The organism is Streptomyces sp. NPDC020884, assembly GCF_044333935.1.
GTDB lineage: Bacteria > Actinomycetota > Actinomycetes > Streptomycetales > Streptomycetaceae > Streptomyces.
Genome location: NZ_JBIRRY010000003.1, coordinates 506,796 through 527,843 on the forward strand (window position 1 = coordinate 506,796; position 21,048 = coordinate 527,843).

Below are 21,048 nucleotides of genomic sequence, written 5' to 3' on the forward strand. Positions count from 1 at the left end.
GGAGCCGCCTGATGTCCGACTTCGTACCCGGTCTTGAGGGAGTCGTCGCGTTCGAAACGGAGATCGCCGAACCGGACAAGGAAGGCGGTTCGCTCCGTTATCGGGGGGTCGACATCGAGGATCTCGTCGGCCACGTCTCGTTCGGGAACGTGTGGGGCCTGCTGGTGGACGGGGCGTTCAACCCGGGCCTGCCGCCGGCCGAGCCGTTCCCGATCCCCGTGCACTCCGGTGACATCCGGGTCGACGTGCAGTCGGCGCTCGCGATGCTCGCCCCCGTCTGGGGCCTGAAACCGCTGCTGGACATCGACGAGGCGACCGCCCGGGACGACCTGGCGCGGGCCGCCGTGATGGCACTGTCGTACGTCGCCCAGTCGGCACGCGGTCAGGGACGGCCGATGGTGCCCCAGAGCGAGATCGACAAAGCGCAGTCGGTGGTGGAGCGGTTCATGATCCGCTGGCGCGGCGAGCCGGACCCGAAGCATGTGAAGGCGGTCGACGCGTACTGGACGTCGGCGGCCGAGCACGGCATGAACGCCTCCACCTTCACCGCCCGGGTCATCGCCTCGACCGGAGCGGACGTCGCGGCGGCGCTGTCCGGCGCGGTGGGCGCGATGTCGGGCCCGCTGCACGGCGGCGCTCCGTCCCGGGTCCTCGGCATGATCGAGGAGATCGAGCGCACGGGCGACGCCGGTGCGTACGTGAAGCAGGCGCTGGACCGGGGCGAGCGCCTGATGGGCTTCGGCCACCGTGTCTACCGCGCCGAGGACCCGCGCGCCCGCGTCCTGCGCCGCACGGCCCGCGAGCTGGCCGCGCCGCGCTTCGAGGTGGCGGAGGCGCTGGAGAAGGCCGCGCTGGAGGAGCTGCACGCGCGGCGTCCGGACCGCGTCCTGGCGACGAACGTGGAGTTCTGGGCGGCGATCGTGCTGGACTTCGCGGAGGTCCCGGCGCACATGTTCACGTCGATGTTCACGTGTGCCCGCACGGCGGGCTGGTCGGCGCACATCCTGGAGCAGAAGCGCACGGGCCGCCTGGTGCGCCCCTCGGCGACCTACATCGGCCCGGGGACGCGCGACCCGCGTGAGATCGACGGGTACGACGACATCGTCGCGGGCTGAGGCGGGCGCTACCGGGTGTAGCTACGGAGGCGAGGCCCCGGGCCCGCCCCCGTAGCTACGCTCCGTAACACCGGCCCGTAACACCGGCCCGGAGCACCGCCCCGTAGCGCCGCCCCGACTCAGAGCTTCCCGGACACGAAGGCCGTGCGGTGACCGTCCAGCCGGCGGTCGAACTCCGCGAGGAAGGCCGGGGTGAAGTCGGGCCACCCCCAGAAGGTGAAGCCGAGGTTGCCGAAGGCGAAGCAGTTGTCCATTCCGGTCCAGTCACCGAGCGGGGACGCGGCATCGCAGTGCGCGCACCGGACGAGGGCCTCGCCCCCCGCCGACCAGTCCTCGATCGCCTCGGCGAAGGGGGACCAGGCACCGGGGATCTCCTCCCAGGTCTCGTCGTGGAACTCGGTGTCCCGCGCGCAGCGTGGGCATGTGGCCAAGGCCGGGTCGGCCCACTGCCCGGAGTCGAACACGGTGCGGGTGACCTCGACGTCGAGCCCCCCGCCCTGCCACGGTTCGCCCCAGCCGCTGCTGTCGACGACCTCCCGGATCCGCGGACCCGGCGGATATCCGGGATCGCTGCCGAGGACGGGTTCGGTGCGGTCGGGCCCGATGACGCCCTCGGCCACGAGCCAGGCGACCACGCGTGCGGCCAGCGGGGCGGCGTCCGCCTCGGTGACATCGCGGTCGACGACGATCTGGAAGTAATCCCCCACGGTTCCCCCTCCGATTCCGATGCACTCCACTCTGCCACCCCCCTCTGACACCCCCCCTGGCACCGCCCTCGGACACGGGGTTCAGGCGCGGGGTTCAGGCGCGGTCGACCCGGCGCACGGCGATGACGTTGTCGGTCACGGTCGCCGTCTCGCCGGCGGGCCCGGTGGCGGTCCGCCGGGGCGCGTGGCAGCGCTCGGTCCGCCATCCGTCGCCCAGCCGCAGGGACGCGAGTACGTCGTCGGGGGCGGGGAAGCGTACGTCCTGGTGGCCGTCCCGCCAGGACCAGGGAGCCAGCGAGGCGTGCTCGACCAGCACCAGCAGCCCGCCCGGGGCGACGGCCTCGGCGGCCCGCCGGAGCACCTGCTCGCGGGGGATCTCCACAGGGGTGTGGAAGTAGCTGGCGGCGACCAGGGCGAAGTCTCCGTCGGGAAAGGACCGGGCCAGATCGTGCCGGCTCGGGTGGACGCGGCCGGTCAGCCCGGCCGCGGCGGCTCCGGCGGTGACCCTGCCCAGGGCGGTGGCCGAGACATCGACGGCGGTGACGTCCCAGCCGAGCGAGGCGAGCCAGAGCGCGTCGCCGCCGTGCCCGCAGCCGAGATCGAGCGCCCGGCCGCCGCCGCCCGGCGCGGGAGCCAGGGCGGTCACGACCTCGGCGAGGACCGCGTTGGGCCGGGTGCCCCACTGGGCGTCCACGCCGGCGTAGTGGTTCTCCCAGAAGGCGGCGGAGTCGGTGGCACCGGTGGTGTCGCTGCTCATGGCTGTCTCCCTCATCTTCTTCATCTTCTTCGTCGTCGCGGCGGTCGCTCCGGATGGAGCACCCCGCTCAGCAGGAAGGTGCGTCACGCGCTGCCGCACTTGCAAGGAGCCATGCCGTTTCGGCAACCTGACAACCATGGGAGACCCGGCAGGCACAGCGGACACGGCAGACACGGCAGACACGGGAAGCAGGGACAGCGTCCTGGCGGCCGTGGGCCCCCGCCTCCGCCAACTGCGGCGCAGGCACGGAATGACGCTGGCCGAGCTGGCCGAGCGGACCGGGATCAACGAGAGCACCCTGTCCCGCCTGGAGGGCGGCACCCGCAAGCCGACGCTCGAGCTGCTGCTGCCGCTGGCGGAGGTGCACGCGGTACCGCTGGACGAACTGGTCGGGGCACCCCGCACGGGCGACCCGCGCATCCACATCCGCCCGGTCACCCGCGACGGCCTCACCTACGTACCGCTCAGCCGCCCCGGCGGCGTCCAGGCCCACAAGCTGCTGATCCCGCCGGGGCCGGACACCGAGCCGACCTTGCGGACCCACGAGGGCTTCGAGTGGCTGTACGTACTGGCCGGGCGGCTGCGGCTGATCCTGGGCGAGCGGACGCTGGTCCTGAAGCCGGGCGAGGCAGCCGAGTTCGACACCCATGTGCCGCACTGGCTCGGCCCGGACGACGACCGGACGGTCGAGCTCCTCGTCCTCTTCGGCCATCAGGGCGAACGGGCCCATCTGAGGGCCCGCCAGGAGCCTTCGCGGGGACCGGCCGACGCGTCCCGCACACCACGGACCTCGGGCGACCGCGACTGATCACGGACAGCCGCCTCGGTGAGTGGGCCCGGGGCGGGGCGGGCCGGGCAAGGCCAGGGCGGGAAAATTCGCGTGCTCCCGCGACCTGGGCCGCGCTATCGTCACCAGCATGAACGTCACCGGCATCACCACCACCGCGACCGCGCGAGCGACCAGCTCGCCGGTTGCCGCCGCCTGACCTTCTTCTCTCTCCCCCCGGCGACCGGAAACGGTCCGTCGGCAGTGCCCGTGGCCCTTCGGCCCCGGCCGGGTGACCGAGCGGTCCCGTTCTCCGGTGCCTCCCCCGCTGCAACGCGAAGGAGCCACTCCCATGCGTACGGACCAGCTGGTCAGCACGTTCGTCGAGTACTACGAAGAGCGCGGCCACCGCCGGATCACCGGCTCGACACTGCTGCCGCCGCCCGGCGACGCCGTGCTCTTCACCACCTCCGGCATGCACCCGCTCACCCCGCACCTGGAGGGCCGCCCACATCCGCTCGGCAGGCGGCTCGTGAACGTACAGCGCTGTCTGCGCACCACGGACCTGGACGAGGTCGGGGACGCCCGCCACCTGACGGTCTTCGAGATGCTCGGCACCTGGTCGCTGGGCGACTACGAGGGCCCGCTCAGCCTCGACTGGGGGTACGGGCTGCTCACCGAGGGGCTCGGCATCGATCCCGGACGGTTGCATGCCACCGTCTACGCCGGTGACGGCCGGACCGGGCCGGACACCGCCTCCCTCGAACTGTGGCAGGGCCTAGGCGTCCCCGTGGAACTCACCGTGGAGGACAACTGGTGGTCCAACGGACCGGTCGGACCGTGCGGCCCCGACTCGGAGTTCTTCCTGTGGAGCGGTGACGGCCCACCGCGGTCGACGCCCACCGGCGACGACCGCTGGGTGGAGGTGTGGAACCACGTGACGATGACCCACCGCCGGCTCGACGACGGCTCCCTCGTACCGCTTCCCCAGCGCAACGTGGACACCGGACTCGGCCTGGAGCGGCTGGCCTCTCTGCTCCAGGGCAAGTCGTCCGTCTTCGCCTGCGACGTCTTCGACCCCTGGCACCGCCTCGTGCCGCCCCTGTGGCCCCTGGAAGAACCGTCGCTGCGCCTGGTCATCGACCACCTGCGCTCGGCCGTCGTACTGCTCGGCGACGGAGTACGCCCGGCCAACACGGGCCAGGGCTACGTACTGCGCCGCCTGCTGCGCCGCGTCCTCACCGTGCTCCGGCGGAAGGACCTGCCGTACGGCATCGAGGACCTGCCGGAAGAACTGGTCCGGCACACCTTGGACCACTTCCGGCAGGACATGCGCCCCGGCGACGTGCTCCGGGTGCTGCGCGAGGAGGAGCACCGGTTCGGCCAACTCCTGGAACGCGGCCGGGGCGTGCTGGCCAGGCCCCGGTTCCGAGGCCCGCTGACCGACGAGGACTTCCACTACCTCCACGACACCCACGGCCTGCCGCGCGAGCTGATCACGGGCCTGCGCCAGGAGTGAGGACGCGCAGCCGACGACACGGCAGCCGCTCGCCGTGCACGCGAGCGGAAGGACACCCCGGCGAGGGGCGCTGGGCGTGGGGACCGTCGCGAAAAGGGAAGGCGGGAGCCAACGGGCGTTGGCAGGATGTCCGAGCCCAGCACCCGAGGGAAAGGGACCGCCGACCATGGCTCGTGCCGTCACGTTGATCCGCTCCGCCACCCTGTCCGACGTTGCCGAGTACGCGTACGCGGCCACGGCACCGGCCGAGTCACGCCTGATCTTCCTCGCCGGGGCGTGTCCGCTGAACGAGGACGGCTCCACGGCCGCGATCGGTGACTACGCGGGTCAGGCGACGAAGGCCATCGAGAACATGCGGTCCGCCCTCGCCACCTCAGGTGCGTCCCTCCAGGACGTCATCAGCACCAGGGTTCTCGTCGCGTCGGACCGGCGAGAGGACCTGGTGGCGGCCTGGGCGGTCGTCCGGGACTCGTTCGCTGACCATGACGTTCCCAGCACCCTGATGGGCGTCACCGTGCTCGGCTACCAGGACCAACTCGTCGAGATCGAGGCCGTCGCCGCCGTGCTCGACTCTTGAGCCCACGGGCACGCTTCTCGAGCCCACGGGCACGCTGAGGCCCCCGAGCGCACCCGAACCGTCGCGGGAGCGACGGGCCGGCGCGAGCGTTTTCAGGCCCCGAACGAGTGGACTTGGCGGGACGCGGCCGGGATGCGGCGCGGAGCCCGGGGGCCGGATGGTGTCGTTGCCGTCCGCTCCGCCCCCCCTCCCCCACGGCCTGGAAAGGTCCCGCCATGCGATGCTCCCCCACCCGACGCCCCTTCGCCGCGATGCTGCTCGCGGCGTCCGTCCTGGCCACGATGGCCCTGGCTCCCGCCCCTGCGGTCCAGGCCGCAGGCCTCGACCGGCACGATCAGCACCACGGGAGCGACCGGCACGGCGAGGACGACTGTCCGCCGGGCGGCCTCGACCCCGCGCTGAGGGCCGAGCTGGACAGAACCATCGACGAGGTCCGCGAACAGGCGGGCATTCCCGGTGCCGTCGTCGGGCTGTGGATGCCGGGGAAGGGGAGCTACGTCCACACGAGCGGCGTCGCCGACAAGGCCACCGGTGAGCCGATGTCGGCCGACACTCGCATCCGGATCGGCAGTGAGACCAAGACGTTCACGGTCACCGCGCTGCTCCAACTCGTCGACGACAAGCGCGTCGGTCTGGACGACCCGATCTCGGCCTATGTCCCCGGCGTGCGCAACGGCGACCGGATCACGCTCCGTCAGCTCGCCGGGATGCGCAGCGGTCTGTTCCCGTACACCGCCGACCCGGGCTTCGTGAACGACCTGCTGAGCGACCCGTACCGCTCGTTCACCCCGCGGGGCGTGCTCGCGTACGGCATGAAGCACAAGAACACGTTCAAGCCGGGCGCGGAGTTCCAGTACTCCAACTCCAACCTCGTCCTGCTCGGGCTCGTCATCGAGAAGGTCACCGGGCAGAAGCTCGGGCAGGTCATCCACGAGCGGGTGCTCCGTCCCGCCCGCCTGCACCACACGCTCTTCCCGAAGGGGGCCGAGTTCCCCGAGCCGCACGCCCACGGCTACACCGACCAGACGCTGAGCGGTGAGACCGAGGACGCCACGGACTGGAACCCCAGCTGGGCGTGGGCGGCCGGCGCGATGATCTCCGATCTGCACGACCTGCGCCGCTGGGCCAAGGTCGTCGCCACCGGGGAGCTGCTGAGCCCCGCGACCCAGGCGCAGCGGCTCAAGACCCTGCCGACCGGATTCCCGGGGCTCAGCTACGGCCTGGGCATCTTCGAGACCGGCGGGTGGATCGGGCACAACGGGTCCCTGCCGGGGTACGAGACCGTGACCGTCTACCTGCCCGCGCAGAAGGCCACCATGGTCATCATGATCAACACGGATTCGCTCAGCGGAACGCAGGAGCCGTCCACCCTGCTCGCCCGCGCGGTCACACAGATCGCCACCCCGGACCACGTCTACGACGGCAGCGCCTCCCAGGGGCCCAACACCCCCTGAGCCGGGAAGGGTCCGGTCCCCGCGTTCGGGGACCCGTCAGCGATGGGGCGGCCGGGTGGGCGGCCGCCTCACCCCAGCCCCTCCTCCACCAGCGCCGCCCACTGCGCCACCACCCGCGCCCGCCGGGCGGTGTCGTCGGTGAGGAGGTTGGCGAGGCCGAGGCCGCGGGCCATGTCCAGGAGGCCCTGGACCGTTTCGCGGGCTCCGGGTCGCGATTCGTCGGCTCCCAGGAGTTCGACGGCGATCCGGTGGGTCTCGCGGCCCACCCTCGCCTCCAGCTCCGTGACGCGCGGCCGGAGCTGGGCCTCGTTGGAGGCGGCGACCCAGAGCTGGAGCGCGGCCCGGAACAGGGGGCCGGTGTAGAGGTCGACCAGGGCCGCGACCACCTGCGCGCGGCCCTGCACGGGGAGCGCGCGCAGGGCGGCGGAGCGTTCCTCGGCGACGTACTCCACCGCCCCCGTGAACAGGTCCTCGCGGGTCGGGAAGTGGTGCTGGGCCGCGCCGCGCGAGACCCCGGCGCGCTCGGCGACGACCGAGACGGTGGAGCCCGCCCAGCCGTGTTCCGCCAGGCAGGCCACCGCGGCCTCCAGGAGACGCTGCCTGGTGGCCCGGCTGCGGTCCTGCTTGGGCGCGTGGGCCGCCTTGTGGGGGGTGGCAGGGGTGGAGGAGGGGGTGGAGGAAGAAGAGGTCACCGCACCCACGCTGGGTCCCGTCGTTCGAGGAAGGCCGTCATCCCCTCCCGCGCCTCGTCGGAGGCGAACAACGCGGCGGACAGGGCGATGAGGTCTTCGGCGTACTGGTCGAAGCTCCTCAGCACCGTAGCCGTGACCAGCTCCTTCGATGCGGCCAGCCCCTGCGGAGACGCCCGGCGCAGGCCGTTCAGGACCGGGACCAGCGCCTCGTCCACGTCCTCGGCGGCCACCGTGACCAGCGAGATCCGCGCCGCCTCCGCCGCGTCGAACCGCTCACCCGTGAGGTAGTAGCGATGCGCCGCCGTGCGGTCCACCCGGGGGAGCAGGGTCAGCGAGATCACCGCCGGGGCCAGGCCCAGCCGGGACTCCGTCAGGGCGAAGGACGACGTCTCGCCCGCCACCGCGATGTCGCACGCCGCCAGCAGGCCCAGGCCCCCCGCCCGGACATGGCCCGTGACCCGGGCCACCACCGGTTTGGGCAGCGCCACGATCCCCCGCATCAGGCCCACGAACGCCTCCGGGTCCGGCGGCGCCTTCAGGTCCGCCCCCGCACAGAACGTCGTGCCGGTGTGGGTCAGCACCACCGCCCGTACGGTGTCGTCGGCGGCGCAGACCGCCAGGGCCTCCCGCAGTTCGCCCACCAGTGCCGCCGACAGCGCGTTCCGGTTCGCCGGGGAGTCCAGGGTCAGCGTCGCCACGCCCCGGTCCTGCGTCCGTACGATCAGGGTCACGTCCGCTCCGTCTTCTCCCGGTCGCGCAGCTCACGCCGGAGGATCTTGCCGGTGACCGCTCTGGGCACCGCCTCGATGAACTCTGCCCGCCGGATCTTCTTGTACGGGGACACCCGCTCGGCGACGTACGCCATGACGTCCTCGGCGGTGAGGTCCTCCCCGGTCGCGCCCCGGACCAGGAACGCCTTCGGGACCTCGTTGCCCTCCGCGTCGTACACGCCGATCACCGCCGCGTCCGCGAGGTGCTCGTGGGTCAGCAGCAGGGCCTCCAGCTCGGCGGGGGCCACCTGGTAGCCCTTGTACTTGATCAGTTCCTTGACCCGGTCGACGACGAACAGCCAGCCGTCCGCGTCCACCCGGCCGACGTCGCCGGTGCGCACCCAGCCCGCCGCGTCGATCATCTCCGCGGTGGCGTCGGGGCGGCCCAGATAGCCCTTCATCACCTGGGGGCCCCGCACGAGGATCTCGCCGTCCGCTCCCGGCTCCGCGTCCTTCGCCGGGTCCTCCAGGGACACGATCCGCATCTCGGTGCCCGGCAGCAGCTTGCCGACGGTTCCCGGCGGCGGCTGCTCGGCGGAGAGCGGCACCGCGTGCATACCGGGCGAGAGCTCCGTCATCCCGTACGCCTGGCGCAACGGCGGCAGCCCCAGGCGGGCCGAACAGGCGGCGGCCAGGTCGGCGTCCAGCGGGGCGGCGGCGCTGACGATGTACTGGAGCGAGGAGAGGTCGTACTGCCCGACCATCGGGTGCTTCGCGAGCGCCAGCACGATCGGCGGGGCCACGTAGAGGCCGGTGATGCGGTGCGTCTGGATGGCCTCCAGGAACTGGGCCAGGTCGAAGCGGGGCAGGACGACGACCGTCGCGCCGTGGCGCAGCGGGGCGTTCATCAGCGCCGTGAGCCCGTAGATGTGGAAGAAGGGCAGGACGGCCAGGATGCGGTCGCCCCGGCCCATGGGAAGGAGCGGACTCAGCTGCTCCAGGTTCGTCGCGATCGAGCGGTGCGTCAGCATCACGCCCTTGGGCGTGCCCGTCGTGCCGGAGCTGTACGGGAGCGCCGCGACGTCCTCGCCGGGGTCGATGGCGATCTCCGGCTCGGGGGCGGTGGAGGACAGCATGTCCTGGACCGAGGTGTGGCCCTCCGCCCGGTCGCAGACGAAGATCTCCCGGACGCCGCCGGCCAGTTCGGCCGCCCGGCGGGCGGTCTCCAGGAACGGGGAGACCGTGACGACCCAGCGGGCCCCGCTGTCGGCGAGCTGCCTGGCGAACTCCTCGGTCGTGGCCAGCGGGTGGACCATGGTGACGGAGGCCCCGGCGCGGGTGGCCCCGTAGAAGACCGCCGGGTAGACGATGGTGTTCGGGCTGTGGAGGGCGAGGACGTCGCCCTTGCGGAGTCCGGCCTCGGCGAGTGCGGCGGCGATGCGCCGGTGGAAGCCGTCGAGCTGGGCGTACGTGAAGGAGTTGCCGTTCGTCCCGTCGATCAGGGCGAGGGTCTCACCGAACCCGGCGGCCCCGCCGAGGACCGCTTCGTGGATGGGCGTGTCGAGGGCCGGTACGTCTGCGTACTCGCTGCGGAACACCATGGCGGTCCCCTGTCGTCGTGGTGGCCCGCGCCGCCTGGACGACAGGCGCGGGACGCCGTGCGGGTGTGGAGGATCAAAATCGCCGCGCGGGCGCGGAATGGGGAGAGTAGGCCCCGCTCCTTCCCGCGCCCTGGGGGCTGTCATCAAACTGCCGTCGTCGCCCGGAAAGCGGCAGTTTGACGACAGCCCTCAGTACGACTTCGGCAGGCCCAGCGTCTGGTGCGAGACGTAGTTCAGGATCATCTCCCGGCTGACCGGGGCGATCCGGGCCACCCGGGACGCGGTGACCAGGGACGCGAGCCCGTACTCGCGGGTCAGGCCGTTGCCGCCGAGGGTGTGCACGGCCTGGTCCACCGCCTTCACGCACGCCTCGCCCGCCGCGTACTTCGCCATGTTCGCCGCCTCGCCCGCCCCGATGTCGTCGCCGTCGTCGTACAGCCGGGCCGCCTTCTGCATCATCAGGCGCGCCAGCTCCAGGTCGATGTGGGCCGTGGCGAGCGGGTGCGCGATGGCCTGGTGGGAGCCGATCGGGGCGTTCCACACCTGGCGGGTGCGGGCGTAGTCCACGGCCTTGGCCAGCGCGAACCGGCCCATCCCGATGCCGAAGGCGGCCGTCATGATCCGCTCGGGGTTGAGTCCGGCGAAGAGCTGGAGGAGGCCCGCGTCCTCGTCGCCCACCAGGGCGTCGGCGGGCAGCCGTACGTCGTCCAGGACGAGCTCGAACTGCTTCTCCGGGGCGTGGAGTTCCATGTCGATCACGCTCCGCCCGAAGCCGGGGGCATCGCGCGGGACGATGAACAGGCAGGGTTTCAGCTTCCCGGACCGGGCGTCCTCGGTTCGGCCGACGATCAGTGTGGCGTCGGCTATGTCGACGCCGGACACGAACACCTTGCGGCCGGTGAGAACCCAGTCGACGCCGTCGCGGCGGGCGGTGGTGGTGATCCGGTGGGAGTTGGAGCCGGCGTCGGGCTCGGTGATGCCGAAGGCCATGGTGAGGCTTCCGTCGGCGAGGCCGGGCAGCCACTGCTGTTTCTGTTCGTCCGTGCCGAAGCGGGCGATGACCGTGCCGCAGATCGCGGGCGACACGATCATCATCAGGAGGGGCGAGCCGGCCGCCCCCAACTCCTCCAGCACGATGGAGAGTTCGGCCATACCGCCGCCTCCGCCGCCGTACTCCTCGGGAAGGTTCACCCCGAGGTAGCCGAGCTTGGCGGCCTCCGCCCACAGCTCGTCGGTGTGGTTGCCCGCGCGGATGACGGTGGTCATGTAGTCGCGCCCGTACCGCTTGCCGAGGGCGGCGACGGCGGCCCGCAGGGCCTGGTGCTCTTCGGTTTCGAGGACGGTGCGTGCGGTGCTCATGCGGTCTCCTCCGGTACGGGGATGGCGGCCGGGTCCTCCTGGACCACGGCGAGCAGCGCGCCGACCTCGACCTGGTGTCCGGGGACGGCGTGCAGGGCGGTGAGGGTGCCGGTGGCGGGGGCGAGGATGCGGTGCTCCATCTTCATCGCCTCCAGCCAGATCAGCGGCTGCCCGGCCGCGACGGGGACCCCGGCGGCCAGGCCCTCCGCGAGGCGGACGACGGTCCCGGGCATCGGGGCGAGCAGGGAGCCGGGCTCGGTCCGTGTGGCGGGGTCGGTGAAGCGGGGCAGGGCGGTGAACGTGTACGAGGCGTCGGCGGTGTCCACGTGCACCCGGTCGCCGTCGGCGGTGACGGCGAAGGTCCGGGTCACCCCGTCGATCTCGAGGGTGACGCGGTCGGGGGCGGCGGCCAGGACCCGGACGCCGGGGGCGTCGTGCGGTTCCGGGGGGCCGGAGCGCGGGGTGCGGAGGGCGACCTCGTGCTCGGCCCCGTCGGGTTCGCCGCGGTAGCGCTTGAGCTGCGGCTGCGAGGGCACGTTGCGCCAGGCCCCGAAGCGGGTGGGGGCGGGGCCGCCGGCGGTGGTGGCGCGTACGGCTTCCGCCAGGGCGGCGGCGAGGGCGGCCCGGCCCGGATCCCGGCCGGGCCCCGGGGCGGTCAGGGCCGCGAGGTGCCGGTCGTAGAACCCGGTGTCCAGGCGCGCCGCCGTGAAGTCCGGGTGGCGCAGCGACCGGACGAGCAGGTCGCGGTTGGTGACCGGGCCGTGGATCCGGGTCCGTTCCAGCGCGCGGGCCAGCAGCCGGACGGCCCCGGCGCGGGTCGGGGCGTGGGCGATCACCTTGGCGAGCATCGGGTCGTAGTGCACGCCGATGGCGTCGCCGCCGGTGTACCCGGTGTCCAGGCGCAGGCCCGGCGCGTCCGGCACGTCCAGCGCGAGCAGGGTTCCGGTCTGCGGCTGCCAGTCGCGGGCGGGGTCCTCGGCGTAGAGCCGGGCCTCCACCGCGTGGCCGGCCGCCTCCGGGGGCCGGGGCGAGGGCAGCGGTCCGCCCTCCGCCACGCACAGTTGCAGGGCGACCAGGTCGAGCCCGAACACGGCTTCCGTCACGGGGTGTTCGACCTGGAGGCGGGTGTTCATCTCCAGGAAGTACGGCCGCCCGTCGGCGGAGACCAGGAACTCCACGGTCCCCGCGCCCCGGTAGTCCACGGCACGGGCCGCCGCCACGGCCGCTTCGTACAGCCGGGCGCGCAGGGCCTCGTCCAGGCCGGGAGCCGGGGCCTCCTCGATGACCTTCTGGTGGCGGCGCTGGAGCGAGCAGTCCCGGGTCCCGAGCGCCCACACGGTGCCGTGCTCGTCCGCCATGACCTGGACCTCGACGTGCCGGCCGCGCTCCACGTACGGCTCGGCGAAGACCTCGCCGTCCCCGAAGGCGGCGGTGGCCTCGGCGGCGGCGGCCCGCAACTCCGCCGGGAGCGCTTCGAGTTCGCGGACGACGCGCATGCCGCGCCCGCCGCCGCCCGACGCCGCCTTCAGCAGCAGCGGCAGGTCGGCGGCGGTCGCGGCGGCCGGGTCCACGGGGGCCAGCAGCGGGACCCCGGCCCCGGCCATCAGCTCCTTGGCCCGGGTCTTGGAGGCCATCAGCTCGATGGCCTTGACCGGCGGGCCCACCCACACGAGCCCCGCGTCCTGCACGGCGGCGGCGAAGGCGGCGTTCTCCGAGAGGAAGCCGTAGCCGGGGTGCACGGCGTCCGCACCGGCGGCCCGTGCGGCGGCCACGACGAGATCGCCGCGCAGATAGGTGTCGGCGGGGGCCGCCCCCGGCAGGCGTACGGCGAGGTCCGCCTCCCGTACGTGCAGGGCGTCGGCGTCCGCGTCGGAGTACACGGCGACCGTGGTGATGCCCAGGTCGCGGCAGGTACGGAAGATCCGGCAGGCGATCTCGCCCCGGTTGGCGACGAGCAGGGTCTGGATCACGTCACTCCTCATGGGCGGATCACATCCGGAAGACGCCGAAGCCGCCACGGACGCCCTCGACCGGTGCGGTGTGGATCGCGGACAGGCACATCCCGAGGACGGTGCGGGTGTCGCGCGGGTCGATGACCCCGTCGTCGTAGAGCCGCCCGGACAGGAACATCGGCAGCGACTCGGCCTCGATCTGCTGCTCCACCATGGCGCGCAGCCCGGCGTCCGCCTCGTCGTCGTACGGCTGCCCCTTGGCGGCGGCGGAGGCGCGGGCGACGATGGAGAGGACGCCCGCGAGCTGCTGGGGGCCCATGACGGCGGACTTGCTGCTGGGCCAGGCGAAGAGGAAACGCGGGTCGTAGGCGCGGCCGCACATCCCGTAGTGGCCGGCCCCGTAGGACGCGCCCATCAGGACCGACAGATGCGGGACCTTCGAGTTGGCGACCGCGTTGATCATCATCGCGCCGTGCTTGATGATCCCGCCCTGCTCGTACTCCTTGCCGACCATGTAGCCGGTGGTGTTGTGGAGGAAGAGCAGCGGGATGTCGCGCTGGTTGGCGAGCTGGATGAACTGGGCGGCCTTCTGCGACTCCTCGCTGAACAGCACGCCCTGCGCGTTGGCGAGGATCCCCACCGGATAGCCGTGCAGCCGCGCCCAGCCGGTGACCAGGCTCGTCCCGTACAGCGGCTTGAACGCGTCGAAGTCCGAGCCGTCCACCAGCCGGGCGATGACCTCGCGCGGGTCGAAGGGGACTTTCAGGTCGCCCGGCACGATCCCGAGCAGTTCGTCCTCGTCGTACTTCGGCGGCTCGGCGGGACCCGGATCGGCGTGCGCCTTGCGCCGGTTGAGCCGGGCGACGATGCGCCGGGCCTGGCGCAGCGCATCGTGCTCGTCGACGGCGAAGTGGTCGGCCAGACCGGAGGTGCGGGCGTGCATCTCGGCCCCGCCGAGGGACTCGTCGTCGCTCTCCTCGCCGGTGGCCATCTTCACCAGGGGCGGTCCGCCGAGGAAGACCTTGGACTGATCCCTGATCATCACGGTGTGGTCGGACATCCCGGGGACGTACGCGCCGCCGGCCGTCGAGTTGCCGAACACCACGGCCACGGTGGGGATTCCGGCGGCGGAGAGCCGGGTCAGGTCACGGAAGAGGGCCCCGCCCGGGATGAAGATCTCCTTCTGGGACGGCAGATCGGCCCCGCCCGACTCGACCAGGCTGATGACAGGGAGCCGGTTGGCGAAGGCGATCTCGTTGGCGCGCAGGGCCTTCTTCAGCGTCCAGGGGTTCGAGGCTCCGCCGCGTACGGTCGGGTCGTTGGCGGTGATCAGGCACTCGACGCCCGCCACCACCCCGATCCCGGTGACGAGCGAGGCCCCGACCGCGTAATCGCTGCCCCAGGCGGCCAGCGGCGACAGCTCCAGGAACGGGGTGTCGGGGTCGACGAGCAGCTCGATCCGCTCCCGGGCCGGAAGCTTGCCGCGTTCGCGGTGCCGGGCCACGTACTTCTCGCCGCCGCCCGCGAGCGCCTTGGCGTGCTCGGTCTCCAGCTCGGCGAGCTTGGCCAGCAGGGCGGTGCGGTTGGCCGCGTAGTCGGGGCCGTTGGTGTCGAGCCCGGTGGGCAGGACGGTCATGCGGTCACCTCCGGGAGCGGGATGCCTGCCAGCAGCGGTACGGGCAGGGGCAGCCACCGGGACCGCAGCCACTCCCCCACCGCCTTGGCCTGCGGGTCGAACCGGGCCTGCGCGGCGACGCCCTCCCCCAGGAGGCCGCGCACGGTGAAGTTCAGGGCGCGCAGATTGGGCAGGACATGGCGTACGACGGTCAGTTCGGCGGTCTCCGGGAGGAGTTCCCGGAACCGCTCGACGGTCAGCTCGTGCGCCAGCCACCGCCACGCGGCGTCGTCGCGCACCCACACGCCCACGTTGGCGTCGCCGCCCTTGTCGCCGCTGCGCGCGCCCGCGATCAGGCCCAGGGGGGCGCGCCGGGTGGCGGCGGAGGGGTACGGGGCGGGGAGCGGCGGTTCCTCGACCTCGGCCAACTCCCGGGTGAGCGAGGGCGGTTCCATGAGCAGCCGGGTCCCGTCCGGCAGCACGGCGGTGTGCCCGACGTCTCCCGCCGGTACGTGGATCGCCTCGAACACGCCGTAGGGCGCGCCCTTTCCGGGCGGGGCGGTGACATGGAAGCCGGGGTAGCTGCCGAGGGCCAGTTCCACGGCGGCCCCGGAGACCACCCGGCCGACCGCGTCGGCGTTCCGGTCGCGGACGACGAGCCGGAGCAGCGCGCCGGCCCGCTCCTCGGTGTCGGCGTCGGCGTGGTCGGTACGGGACAGCTCCCAGCGCACCTCGGCCGGCGGGGGCCCGTCGGCCCGCTCCAGGGCGTCGGCGAACTGGTCCTTCACGAGGGCCGCCTTGGCCTCGATGTCGAGGCCGGTGAGGACGAACACGACCTCGTTGCGCCAGCCGCCGATCCGGGTGAGCCCGGCCTTGAGGGTGGGCGGCGGGGCCTCGCCGCGCACGCCGTCGATGCGCACCCGGTCCGGGCCGTCCGGGGTCAGCGTCACGGTGTCGAGGCGGGCGGTGACATCGGGGCCCGCGTACCGGGCTCCACCGGTCTCGTAGAGGAGTTGGGCGGTGACGGTGCCGAGGTCGACGACCCCGCCCGTACCGTCGTGCTTGGTGATGACGGACGAGCCGTCGGCGTGGATCTCGGCCACCGGGAAGCCGGGGCGACGCAGGCGGCGGACGTCGTGCTCGCCGAAGAACGCGTAGTTCCCGCCGGTCGCCTGCGTACCGCACTCCAGTACGTGCCCGGCGACGACGGCCCCCGCGAGCGCGTCCAGGTCGTCCGGGCCCCAGCCGAAGCGGGCGGCGGCGGGCCCCGTGACCAGGGCCGCATCGGTGACCCGGCCGGTGACGACGACATCGGCCCCGGCCCGCAGACAGGCGGCGATCCCGGAGCCGCCGAGGTAGGCGTTGGCGGTGAGGAACCCGTCCGGGACCGGCAGGCCGTCGCCCTCGACATGGGCGACGGCGACGGGTACCCCGACCTTGTCGGCCAACGCCCGGACCGCGTCGGCGAGTCCGGCCGGGTTGAGGCCGCCGGCGTTGGCGACGATCTTCACCCCGCGGTCGTGGGCGAGGCCGAGGCCCTCCTCCAACTGGCGCAGGAAGGTGGTGGCGTAGCCCTTCTCCGGGTCCTTGAGGCGGCTGCGGCCGAGGATGAGCATGGTGAGCTCGGCGAGGTAGTCGCCGGTGAGGACGTCGAGGGGGCCGCCGGTGAGCATGGAGCGCAGCGCATCGAAGCGGTCGCCGTAGAAGCCGGAGGCGTTGCCGATCCGGAGGGGGGCGGGGGCGGCCGCGCGGTTCACCGGTGGCCGTCCCGCTCCGCGCGGGGCAGCCGGCCCGGTCCGGGAGGTCCGGCGAAGGCCTGGGCGATGGAGAGCCACTGGTCGGCCTCGCGCCCCTCGGCGGTGACCGCGAGGTCGGACCGGTGGGCGCGCTGGGTGACCAGGAGGCAGAAGTCGAGGAGCGGCCCGGCGACCCGCTGGGCGGCGTCCTCGGGCCCGTACGCGACCAGGTCGCCGTCCGGGGTGTGGAGTTCGACGCGGAACTCCTCCTCGGGCGCGGCGATCCCGCGCGCCGCGTAGGCGTAGTTCCGGGCCCGGACGCCGATCCGCGCCACATGCCGGAGCCGGGCGGTGGGGGCCCGGGAGACCCCGAGGGCGTCGGCGATGTCCTGGCCGTGCGCCCAGGTCTCCATGAGCCGGGCGGTCGCCATCGAGGCGACGCTCATCGGCGGGCCGTACCAGGGGATCCGGGTGCCGGCGGGGGCGTCCCGCAGGACCTTGTGGAGTCGCTGCCGGCCCTCCCGCCACCGGGCGAGCAGGGCGTCCGGGGCGTGGGCGGCGACCAGCGCGTCGGCCGCCTCGTCGACGAAGGACGCGGGGGCGGCCAGGGCCTTGGCCACCTCGTCCCCGAACCGGTCCGGCTCGGTGGCCGCCAGCAGCGCGACCTCGTCGGTCCAGCCGAGGTGGGCGATCTGATGGGCGACGGTCCACCGCTCGGCGGGCGTCGGACCGCGCCAGCCCGGGTCGTCCAACACGGCGACCAGGGCGTCGAGTTCGTCGCTCTCTTCGCATAGATCGTCGATCACGGCTGCGACAGCGGACACGTGCGCTCCCCTCGGGACCGGGTGTGGTGCCGAGGAGCATGGCAGCGCACCAGGAAACAATCAAGCACGCTTGCATGATTTTCTGCCCGGCCGGTACGGGCGGCGTGCGGCATCGGGCCCGGCATCGCCCGATGCCGCCCGCCCCTCGGTCACTCGCCGCCGGTCGTCCCTTCCTGCCACTCCTCGCCCATGGCCGCCCGCGCCATCCGGTCGGTGGTGCTGGCCCCGTCGAGGGCCTCGCGCACGATGTCCGCGTGCCCGCTGTGGTGGGCGATCTCGCGGAACACGTGCAGCAGGACGCGGCGCACGCTCCAGATGACGGGCTCCGGCGGCGACCAGGGGTACTGCGGCAGCGTGAGCGCCCGGTCGAGATCGGGCTCCTCGCAGACCGTGCGGTCGAAGACCTCGGCCGCGGCGTGGAAGGCGTCCAGGTGGCCGGCGAGGGTCTCGTCGTCGGTCATCCGGTTGCCGTCCGGATCGAGGTCGGCCCAGTCGATCGTCCGGGCGGCGGTGCCGTCGATCACGGACAGCCAGCTCCGCTGCATGTCCGCGAGGTGCTTGACGATGCCGCCGAGGGTCAGCTCACTGACCGTCGAACGGGTGCGGGCCTGCTCGTCGGTGAGCCCGACGACCGAGTAGAGGAAGTTGGTGCGCTGGTCGGCGACCATGGCCAGCAGGTCCTGACCTTCGCCGGTCCGCGGGGGGATGCCGGTCGGTCCGGTCGCTCCGGTCGATTCCATGGCGGGGCCTCCAGGCCGGTGGGTGCCAGGGAGTGCCGGACACCCCCTGGAAGGGGCGGATCAGCCGACTGTAAGGTCCGGCACCGCACGGACGAGGGCATTCCGGGCGGCGGATCCACGGCGGACGGAGGCCTTACGGGGCGGCGGTGTGCGCCCCCGCCGCGTCCAGCGCCGGGGCGAGGACGGCGAACGCCCGGTCGGTGAGCGCGGCGGGGTCCTCCGCACCGTCGCTCTCGCTCCAGCGCCGCAGCACGGTGTCGAAGGCGGCGAGCGCGGTCCCGGCGGCGAGACGCGGGAAGAGGTCCGCCTCCGGGTCGAGCCCCAGACGGCGGGCCGCCTCCAGGGCGAGGTCGTCGCGCCACTGGGCCTGGTGCTCCAGGAAGCGGGCCCGCAGGGCGGGGGTGCGCAGGATCAGCTGGACGACCCGCAGGGCCCGGCCGGAGTGCTCGACGCCGTCGGCGCAGGCCGCCATGGCGACCCAGACGGCGTGCCGCAGGGCCACAGAGGGCGGTTCGGCGGCGGGGCGGGCGGCCAGTTCGGCATGCATGCCCGCTCCCATGTCGGCCAGGAACTGGACGACCACGTCCTCCTTGGACGCGAAGTACCGGAAGAACGTCCGCTTGGACACTCCGGCGGTGGCCACGATCTCGTCGACCGTGACCGCGTCGAACCCCTCCAGCGCCATCAACTGGAGCGCCGCTTCGGTCAGTTCGTTCGAGACGAGCTGACGTTTGCGCTGGGCCATGGTCACTGCGGGGCGGGTGCTCACGCCCCCATCGTAGCGCCATGCCATTTTTGGCACTCAGTAACTTCTTGACACTTGGTGCCATGAAAGACAACGTATGCCGTATGACACAGGATGCGACCCGGGACGCGCCCCGGAATGCGACACAGAAGCAGCGCTGGACCGCCGGGCAGATGCCGGACCAGACCGGCCGGGTGTCCGTGGTCACCGGGGCCAACAGCGGCCTCGGCCTGGCGACCGCCCGGTCCCTCGCCGACCGGGGCGGGCACGTGATCCTGGCCGTGCGCGACGAGGAGAAGGGGCGCCGGGCCGTCGCCGACATCACCGCCGGCCGGCCGGGAGCCTCCCTGGAGGTGCGCCGCCTGGACCTGGCCGACCTCGACTCCGTACGGGCGTTCTCCGACGCCCTGCACGCCGACCGCTCCCGGCTGGACACGCTGGTCAACAACGCCGGGGTGATGGCACCGCCCCGGTCGGTCAGCGCACAGGGGCACGAGCTGCAGTTCGCCTGCAACCACCTCGGCCACTTCGCGCTCACCGGGCTGCTGCTCGACCTGCTGGCCGAGGGACGGGACCCGCGCGTCACCACGGTGACCTCGGTCAACCACCGTAAGGCGCGCCTGGACTTCGACGACCTGAACGGCGAACGCGGCTACGGGCCGATGGTCTTCTACGACCGGTCGAAGCTCGCCAACGCCGTCTTCGGGCACGAGCTGCACCGGCGGCTGACCGCGTCCGGCAGCCCGGTCCGCAGCCTGCTCGCCCACCCGGGCTACACCGCCACCCGGTTGCAGACGAGCGGGCCGACCGGCCTGGTGAAGCTGCTGTTCGGCCACGTCCTGCGCCCCCTCGCCCAACGCCCCGGCGCGGGCGCGCTCCCGCAGCTGTACGCGGCGACCGCACCGGACGCGCGGGGCGGCGAACTCATCGGCCCGGACGGCCCCGGGGAGCTGCGCGGCGGACCGGCCAGGGTCCCGCTCGCCCCGGCGGCCCTCGACGCCGACACCGGGGGGCGGCTGTGGGAGGTGTCGGAGCGGCTGACCGACGTCCGCTTCCCGTTCCCGACGCCCGGCTGACCCGGGCCCGGATCCCGGATCCCGGAGCCCGCCGGCCCGCGTGAGGCCGGCCGCCTCCGGCCCGTGTCACTCCTTGCGGCGACGCCTCGTCTGGCTGCGCACCGCGCCCATGCTCGCCCCGATGACCAGGGCGATGGCGAGCGCGTCCGTGGTGGCCAGGGCCTGGTCCAGGATCAGGAAGCCCGCGGCCGCCGCGATGGCCGGCTCCAGGCTCATCATCACGGCGAAGGTGGAGGCGGGCAGCCGGCGCAGGGCCATGAGCTCCAGGGTGTACGGGAGCACCGAGCTCAGGACCGCCACCGCCGCGCCGAGCGCCACGGTGGACGGGACCGTCAGCTTGGCCCCGGACTCGATGATGCCCAGGGGCAGCGAGAGGACCGCGGCGACCACCATCGCCAGGGCCAGCCCGTCCGCCTGCGGGAAGCGGCGGCCGGTGCGGGCGCTGAAGACGATGTACGCCGCCCACATCGCCCCGGCCCCCAGGGCGTACGCCGCGCCGACCGGGTCGAGGCGGTCGAAGCCTCCGCCGCCGAGCAGGACGACGCCGACGAGGGCGAGCCCGGCCCACAGGACGCTGATCAGCCGGCGGGAGACGAACACCGAGAGCGCGAGCGGGCCCAGCACCTCCAGGGTGACCGCGATGCCGAGCGGAATACGGTCCAGCGCCTGGTAGAAGAGCGTGTTCATGCCGCCCATCGCGACGCCGAAGGCGAGCACCGTCCCCCAGTCGGCGCGCGAGTGGCCGCGCAGCTTCGGGCGGCAGACGACCAGCAGGATCAGCGCGGCGGCCGCGAGCCGCAGCGTGACGACGCCCAGCGCGCCGGCCTTCGGCATCAGCAGCGCCGCGACGGCCGAGCCGAACTGGACGGACAGGCCGCCGGCCACCACCAGGACGATCGGCACCAGCGCGGCCCTGCGGTCGGTCCCGGAACCTTCGAGCGCCGTCACCGCTTCGGGTACGGCGACGGCTGCGGCGGCCGGTTCGGCGGCGCTGCGCTGGTCGTTCACGGGGGACCTTCCGGGGAAACGGGAGACAACAGGGATGAGCGGGAGGAGGTGGCCCAGGAGCCGGAGCCGGCCCGGCGACCCAGTCCACTGCAATG

At 73.2% G+C, this 21,048-nt stretch carries 19 protein-coding genes; 6 read left to right on the forward strand and 13 right to left on the reverse strand.

All coding sequences use genetic code 11. The annotated features are described in order from the left end of the window. Positions 1–11 precede the first annotated feature (11 nt). A complete protein-coding gene (locus ACH4UK_RS13275; RefSeq protein WP_398356130.1) occupies positions 12–1,115 on the forward strand; it encodes a citrate synthase 2 in 1,104 nt (367 codons plus the stop codon). A 119-nt stretch (positions 1,116–1,234) separates the two neighbouring features. Here the strand turns inward: ACH4UK_RS13275 and ACH4UK_RS13280 are convergent, their stop codons facing one another. Beyond that, complete coding sequence (locus ACH4UK_RS13280) at positions 1,235–1,822, reverse strand: hypothetical protein (protein WP_398356131.1); 588 nt, start codon at positions 1,820–1,822, stop codon at positions 1,235–1,237. 94 nt (positions 1,823–1,916) lie between these two features. Then, positions 1,917–2,579, reverse strand: a complete 663-nt coding sequence (locus ACH4UK_RS13285) for an SAM-dependent methyltransferase (protein WP_398356132.1) — start codon at positions 2,577–2,579, stop codon at positions 1,917–1,919. A 136-nt stretch (positions 2,580–2,715) separates the two neighbouring features. Here ACH4UK_RS13285 and ACH4UK_RS13290 point away from each other — a divergent pair, with 136 nt between their 5' ends. The 4 genes from ACH4UK_RS13290 to ACH4UK_RS13305 all read left to right on the forward strand — a co-directional run bounded on the left by ACH4UK_RS13290 (position 2,716) and on the right by ACH4UK_RS13305 (position 6,895). Then, positions 2,716–3,387 carry a helix-turn-helix domain-containing protein gene (locus ACH4UK_RS13290; RefSeq protein WP_398356133.1) on the forward strand — a complete coding sequence of 224 codons (672 nt, stop codon included), beginning with the start codon at positions 2,716–2,718 and terminating at the stop codon, positions 3,385–3,387. Positions 3,388–3,697: 310 nt separating this feature from the next. Then, positions 3,698–4,864 carry an alanine--tRNA ligase-related protein gene (locus ACH4UK_RS13295; RefSeq protein WP_398356134.1) on the forward strand — a complete coding sequence of 389 codons (1,167 nt, stop codon included), beginning with the start codon at positions 3,698–3,700 and terminating at the stop codon, positions 4,862–4,864. Positions 4,865–5,030: 166 nt separating this feature from the next. Continuing rightward, positions 5,031–5,441: a RidA family protein gene (locus ACH4UK_RS13300; RefSeq protein WP_398356135.1), complete on the forward strand. Its 411-nt coding sequence runs from the start codon at positions 5,031–5,033 to the stop codon at positions 5,439–5,441. A gap of 215 nt (positions 5,442–5,656) precedes the next feature. Next, a complete protein-coding gene (locus ACH4UK_RS13305) occupies positions 5,657–6,895 on the forward strand; it encodes a serine hydrolase domain-containing protein (RefSeq protein ID WP_398356136.1) in 1,239 nt (412 codons plus the stop codon). Between the two features lie 68 nt (positions 6,896–6,963). Here the strand turns inward: ACH4UK_RS13305 and ACH4UK_RS13310 are convergent, their stop codons facing one another. From ACH4UK_RS13310 to ACH4UK_RS13355, 10 genes are all read right to left on the reverse strand, one after another. Continuing rightward, positions 6,964–7,596 (reverse strand): TetR/AcrR family transcriptional regulator, encoded by a 633-nt coding sequence (locus tag ACH4UK_RS13310; protein ID WP_398356137.1) that lies wholly within the window; start codon positions 7,594–7,596, stop codon positions 6,964–6,966. Next, positions 7,584–8,318, reverse strand: coding sequence for an enoyl-CoA hydratase family protein (locus tag ACH4UK_RS13315; protein WP_398356138.1), 735 nt, complete (start codon positions 8,316–8,318; stop codon positions 7,584–7,586). The genes ACH4UK_RS13310 and ACH4UK_RS13315 overlap by 13 nt, the downstream gene beginning before the upstream one ends. After that, complete coding sequence (locus tag ACH4UK_RS13320; protein WP_398356139.1) at positions 8,315–9,898, reverse strand: AMP-binding protein; 1,584 nt, start codon at positions 9,896–9,898, stop codon at positions 8,315–8,317. The genes ACH4UK_RS13315 and ACH4UK_RS13320 overlap by 4 nt, the downstream gene beginning before the upstream one ends. A 189-nt stretch (positions 9,899–10,087) precedes the next feature. Next, positions 10,088–11,257 (reverse strand): acyl-CoA dehydrogenase family protein, encoded by a 1,170-nt coding sequence (locus ACH4UK_RS13325; protein WP_398356140.1) that lies wholly within the window; start codon positions 11,255–11,257, stop codon positions 10,088–10,090. Continuing rightward, positions 11,254–13,239, reverse strand: a complete 1,986-nt coding sequence (locus ACH4UK_RS13330; RefSeq protein WP_398356141.1) for a biotin carboxylase N-terminal domain-containing protein — start codon at positions 13,237–13,239, stop codon at positions 11,254–11,256. Before ACH4UK_RS13330 ends, ACH4UK_RS13325 begins: the two co-directional genes overlap by 4 nt. Before the next feature lie 7 nt (positions 13,240–13,246). Further along, the gene (locus ACH4UK_RS13335; RefSeq protein WP_398356142.1) at positions 13,247–14,845 is read right to left on the reverse strand and encodes an acyl-CoA carboxylase subunit beta; all 1,599 of its coding nucleotides are present in this window, start codon (positions 14,843–14,845) and stop codon (positions 13,247–13,249) included. After that, the gene (locus tag ACH4UK_RS13340) at positions 14,842–16,581 is read right to left on the reverse strand and encodes an acyclic terpene utilization AtuA family protein (protein ID WP_398356143.1); all 1,740 of its coding nucleotides are present in this window, start codon (positions 16,579–16,581) and stop codon (positions 14,842–14,844) included. The genes ACH4UK_RS13335 and ACH4UK_RS13340 overlap by 4 nt, the downstream gene beginning before the upstream one ends. Further along, positions 16,578–17,384 carry a TIGR03084 family metal-binding protein gene (locus tag ACH4UK_RS13345; protein WP_398356144.1) on the reverse strand — a complete coding sequence of 269 codons (807 nt, stop codon included), beginning with the start codon at positions 17,382–17,384 and terminating at the stop codon, positions 16,578–16,580. The genes ACH4UK_RS13340 and ACH4UK_RS13345 overlap by 4 nt, the downstream gene beginning before the upstream one ends. 149 nt (positions 17,385–17,533) lie before the next feature. Then, positions 17,534–18,124 (reverse strand): DinB family protein, encoded by a 591-nt coding sequence (locus tag ACH4UK_RS13350; protein ID WP_398356145.1) that lies wholly within the window; start codon positions 18,122–18,124, stop codon positions 17,534–17,536. Positions 18,125–18,257: 133 nt separating this feature from the next. Then, the gene (locus ACH4UK_RS13355; RefSeq protein WP_398356146.1) at positions 18,258–18,917 is read right to left on the reverse strand and encodes a TetR family transcriptional regulator; all 660 of its coding nucleotides are present in this window, start codon (positions 18,915–18,917) and stop codon (positions 18,258–18,260) included. 56 nt (positions 18,918–18,973) lie between these two features. On the opposite strand from ACH4UK_RS13355, the gene ACH4UK_RS13360 reads away from it, so the two are divergent. Then, a complete protein-coding gene (locus ACH4UK_RS13360; protein WP_398356147.1) occupies positions 18,974–19,945 on the forward strand; it encodes an oxidoreductase in 972 nt (323 codons plus the stop codon). 66 nt (positions 19,946–20,011) lie between these two features. Here the strand turns inward: ACH4UK_RS13360 and ACH4UK_RS13365 are convergent, their stop codons facing one another. After that, a complete protein-coding gene (locus tag ACH4UK_RS13365) occupies positions 20,012–20,953 on the reverse strand; it encodes an EamA family transporter (protein ID WP_398356148.1) in 942 nt (313 codons plus the stop codon). Positions 20,954–21,048: the final 95 nt, after the last annotated feature.

What these genes read in the sequence shown, in the direction of transcription:
- ACH4UK_RS13275 (WP_398356130.1), top strand. Translation starts at nt 12, where the DNA reads ATGTCCGACTTCGTACCCGGTCTTGAGGGAGTCGTCGCGTTCGAAACG.
- ACH4UK_RS13285 (WP_398356132.1), bottom strand. Translation starts at nt 2,579, where the DNA reads ATGAGCAGCGACACCACCGGTGCCACCGACTCCGCCGCCTTCTGGGAG.
- ACH4UK_RS13290 (WP_398356133.1), top strand. Translation starts at nt 2,716, where the DNA reads ATGGGAGACCCGGCAGGCACAGCGGACACGGCAGACACGGCAGACACG.
- ACH4UK_RS13295 (WP_398356134.1), top strand. Translation starts at nt 3,698, where the DNA reads ATGCGTACGGACCAGCTGGTCAGCACGTTCGTCGAGTACTACGAAGAG.
- ACH4UK_RS13300 (WP_398356135.1), top strand. Translation starts at nt 5,031, where the DNA reads ATGGCTCGTGCCGTCACGTTGATCCGCTCCGCCACCCTGTCCGACGTT.
- ACH4UK_RS13305 (WP_398356136.1), top strand. Translation starts at nt 5,657, where the DNA reads ATGCGATGCTCCCCCACCCGACGCCCCTTCGCCGCGATGCTGCTCGCG.
- ACH4UK_RS13320 (WP_398356139.1), bottom strand. Translation starts at nt 9,898, where the DNA reads ATGGTGTTCCGCAGCGAGTACGCAGACGTACCGGCCCTCGACACGCCC.
- ACH4UK_RS13325 (WP_398356140.1), bottom strand. Translation starts at nt 11,257, where the DNA reads ATGAGCACCGCACGCACCGTCCTCGAAACCGAAGAGCACCAGGCCCTG.
- ACH4UK_RS13330 (WP_398356141.1), bottom strand. Translation starts at nt 13,239, where the DNA reads ATGAGGAGTGACGTGATCCAGACCCTGCTCGTCGCCAACCGGGGCGAG.
- ACH4UK_RS13335 (WP_398356142.1), bottom strand. Translation starts at nt 14,845, where the DNA reads ATGACCGTCCTGCCCACCGGGCTCGACACCAACGGCCCCGACTACGCG.
- ACH4UK_RS13350 (WP_398356145.1), bottom strand. Translation starts at nt 18,124, where the DNA reads ATGGAATCGACCGGAGCGACCGGACCGACCGGCATCCCCCCGCGGACC.
- ACH4UK_RS13355 (WP_398356146.1), bottom strand. Translation starts at nt 18,917, where the DNA reads ATGGCATGGCGCTACGATGGGGGCGTGAGCACCCGCCCCGCAGTGACC.
- ACH4UK_RS13360 (WP_398356147.1), top strand. Translation starts at nt 18,974, where the DNA reads ATGACACAGGATGCGACCCGGGACGCGCCCCGGAATGCGACACAGAAG.